The sequence below is a fragment of the Nitrococcus sp. genome (assembly GCF_059432795.1).
Genome location: NZ_JBXWZQ010000057.1, coordinates 1 through 2,996 on the forward strand (window position 1 = coordinate 1; position 2,996 = coordinate 2,996).

At 65.1% G+C, this 2,996-nt stretch carries 7 protein-coding genes; all 7 read left to right on the forward strand.

Annotation, left to right across the window (positions count from 1 at the left end):
• Positions 1 to 436, forward strand: a 436-nt coding sequence (locus AC52Q4_RS04790) for a phage regulatory CII family protein (RefSeq protein ID WP_495535666.1), incomplete at its 5' end; no start/stop codon positions are given.
• Positions 433 to 786, forward strand: a complete 354-nt coding sequence (locus tag AC52Q4_RS04795; protein WP_495535667.1) for a VVA0879 family protein — start codon at positions 433 to 435, stop codon at positions 784 to 786. The genes AC52Q4_RS04790 and AC52Q4_RS04795, both read left to right, overlap by 4 nt.
• Positions 780 to 1,124: a hypothetical protein gene (locus AC52Q4_RS04800; RefSeq protein ID WP_495535668.1), complete on the forward strand. Its 345-nt coding sequence runs from the start codon at positions 780 to 782 to the stop codon at positions 1,122 to 1,124. Before AC52Q4_RS04795 ends, AC52Q4_RS04800 begins: the two co-directional genes overlap by 7 nt.
• Positions 1,121 to 1,699 carry a phiTE_072 family protein gene (locus tag AC52Q4_RS04805; protein ID WP_495535669.1) on the forward strand — a complete coding sequence of 193 codons (579 nt, stop codon included), beginning with the start codon at positions 1,121 to 1,123 and terminating at the stop codon, positions 1,697 to 1,699. The genes AC52Q4_RS04800 and AC52Q4_RS04805 overlap by 4 nt, the downstream gene beginning before the upstream one ends.
• Positions 1,696 to 1,977: a hypothetical protein gene (locus AC52Q4_RS04810; RefSeq protein ID WP_495535670.1), complete on the forward strand. Its 282-nt coding sequence runs from the start codon at positions 1,696 to 1,698 to the stop codon at positions 1,975 to 1,977. Before AC52Q4_RS04805 ends, AC52Q4_RS04810 begins: the two co-directional genes overlap by 4 nt.
• Positions 1,974 to 2,579 (forward strand): hypothetical protein, encoded by a 606-nt coding sequence (locus AC52Q4_RS04815; protein WP_495535671.1) that lies wholly within the window; start codon positions 1,974 to 1,976, stop codon positions 2,577 to 2,579. Before AC52Q4_RS04810 ends, AC52Q4_RS04815 begins: the two co-directional genes overlap by 4 nt.
• Positions 2,576 to 2,911, forward strand: a complete 336-nt coding sequence (locus AC52Q4_RS04820) for a hypothetical protein (RefSeq protein WP_495535672.1) — start codon at positions 2,576 to 2,578, stop codon at positions 2,909 to 2,911. The genes AC52Q4_RS04815 and AC52Q4_RS04820 overlap by 4 nt, the downstream gene beginning before the upstream one ends.
• Positions 2,912 to 2,996 lie beyond the last annotated feature (85 nt).

Below are 2,996 nucleotides of genomic sequence, written 5' to 3' on the forward strand. Positions count from 1 at the left end.
GTACAGGACGGTCCATAAGCACGGCGGCGCGGAGCACCTGGCGCAGTTCCTGGCGTGCCGCCCGGGCACGCTGAACAACAAGGTGGACCCGGCCTGCGAGAATCATCACCTGACGGTCGGCGAGGCAGTGGTCCTGCAGCTCGTGACCAACACCCGCCACATCATCAAGGCCGAGGCCCAGGTCCTGGGCGGCACGTTCATCCGCGGCGCCGTCTGGTCGGGCGTCTCGGACATGCAGCTCCTGGACGCCTGGGCCGAACCCCAGGCCACCATCGGCCGCACGGCGGAGGCGAGCCGCCAAGCCCTGAGCGACGGCCTGATCCCCCGCGCCGAGCTGCGCGAGATCCGCCGCGAGATGTTCGACGATTTCCAGAAGGCCATGGCGCTGTACGCGCGGCTGGAGGGGCTTTGCGATGAGCCGGAGGAGCAGCGATGAAAACACTCACCTTGGACGAGTTCAAAGCCGCCATAAGAGCCCAGGGCCTGCCTATAGAGCAGGTGCAGTTCCGTTGCCCTCGCTGCAAGACCACACAATCAGCGGCGGATCTGATCCAGGCCGGGGCCGGGGTCGACTTGGACGATGTGGAGAAGTATCTGGCTTTCTCGTGCGTGGGAAGGTGGAGCAGCGATAAAGGCTGTAACTGGACCCTCGGGGGCTTCTTCCAGCTCCACGATCTGGAAGTCATCACTCCGGATGGTGAGCACCATCCGCGATTCGAGGTGCTGGCCCCGGACGAGATTGAAGGTTCTTGCAATACCCCCGCGGAGGAGGATTCCCCATGCTGAAAGCCCACATTGATTTCCGCGTGCCGCAGTTGTTCGTGGACGAAGTGAAGGCGGCGCCCATCGAGGACGGCCTGGTGCGCGTGACGACGCTCCGCAAGCGCGACCGCGGCAACCCGCGATCCGTGGTGCTGTACGTGCTGGCGCCGGCGGTGCGCGACGATTACCTGCTGCGGCTGACGGCCTCCGTCGGCGCGCGGACCGGCGACAAGAAGCGCGACGACAAGCTGGAGGCCAAGGCCGAGAAGCTGCGGGCGGAGCTGACCCGCGACCTGGAGGCCCAGGGCGCAACGGTGCGCGAGGGTGGCTACATCACGGCGATCCCGGCGGAGGCGGCATGAGCTACTCCGTGATAAAGGGTAACGCGGACGTGTACAAGATCCGCAGGACCGGCAGCTTCACATGGGCGGACGTTACGATCCGGCAATGGGTCGAGGGCGGGAGCATCAACGTACAGTCGGACTTTGGAAGCTACTCGTCCTCCTGGAACAGCATAGGGCCTCGGGATTTCAGGGCGTTTCTTATCGGTCTGGATTACGGCTATTTCATGGAGAAGGCGGCACCGGCGAGCAATGGGTCACGCCGCGGCTATCGCTTCTCTCCAGAGCGCACCCACCAATCGGTCAAACAGTTCGTAACTGAACGGCGCCGAGACGGAGAAATCGATTCCGGAACGGCCCGTGAATGCTGGGAAGAGCTCGATGAGCTCGAGGCGCGGATGCTGCCCTCAGAACCGTCGTGGTTTGTTCACTCGTTGTTGGAATCGCCCGGCCTGGGCAGCCTGTTCGGCGGTGATCCCGAATCGATTCCTGTGCGCTCGGAGCGATGCCCGCAATGTGCCGGTTTCTGGACCGAGATCTGGCCGACCGTCTGTGACTTCTGGCGGGGAGAGCTGAACCTGGAGGGAGCGGCATGAGTTATCGAGTACCGGAAGAACTATACGCAGCGCTCGAGGCCAGCACGAAGTGGCTGATCGGAGAGCGGGATTCCCTGTTCGAGTGCATCACCGACGGCGAGGGCCGGGTGGTGGACGACGGCGACAACGAGTACCTGCAGCGGCTCGACGCACTGATCAACGAGAACCGCCGGCTGCTGGGCTACGAGGACGCGGCCCGGCCGCCGGCGAGCGAGCCGCCGCTGAGCGCGGACGACCTGGCGGCGCGTGGGTTTCCAGTGCCGGGGAGCGAATCATGACCGCCCGGCCAATCATATTCAGCGGCCCGATGATCCGAGCCATTCAGGACGGGCGCAAGCTGCAGACGCGGCGAGTTGTTTTCAAGCGTCGCAAAGACCGCGGCGGCAATGAGGCGCAGCGATGCGAGCACGAAAGCGACGGCTGGTGGTTCTACTACGATCACCCGTCCGGCAACACCTGGCGCAACTGGTGTCTGCAGCTTGAAGCCTGCCCCTACGGCCAGCCCGGCGACAGAATGTGGGTGCGGGAGACTTTCGCCCATGTGCCCGAGCATGACTGCATCTACTATCGAGCCGACGACCCCGCCGAATACGACACGGACGGCCCCTGGACGCCCTCCATCTACATGCCCCGCTGGGCCAGCCGCATCACGCTGGAGATTGTTGATGTGAGAGTCGAGCGGGTGCAAGAGATCAGCGAGGATGATGCAAGAGCCGAAGGGGTGGAGCCAGTTGCGGAGGCGACACCCTGGGGAGAACAGACCCCGCCGTACTGGTTTGCTTTCATGCGACTTTGGCATGATCTCAACGCCAAGCGCGGCTACGGGTGGGACGTGAACCCATGGGTGTGGTGCATTGCGTTTCGCAGAGTGCCGTCATGACCGCCCGCCTCATCCACCTGCACACCTTCGGCACGCTGGCCCCGGCGACGGCCCGCCGTCGGCTGTGGGTGCCGCCGGGCCGGGCGCTGCCGGTGAGCCGGGCGGATTATCTGACGGTGTACGTGGACCAGGTGGACGACCACGACGAGGTGGTGTTCACGCTGCGCGGGCCCGCGGCCGGGCCGCTGGGATCCCGGAGCGCGGTGCTGGGGATGTACTGCGAGGCGCTGAATGTCCGGATCTGCGCCCGGGCGACGGAGCGCGTCGGCCGGGGCGTCGAGCGGGTGCTAGTGGAGCTGGTGAACCTGCAGCGGGCGGCGAGGGCGTCGTGAAGACGGTCTATTCCCGAGAGTGCGATTACTGCGGCGGGTTGTTCACCACGACCTACCCGCATAAAAAGTTCTGCCGGGACGAGCA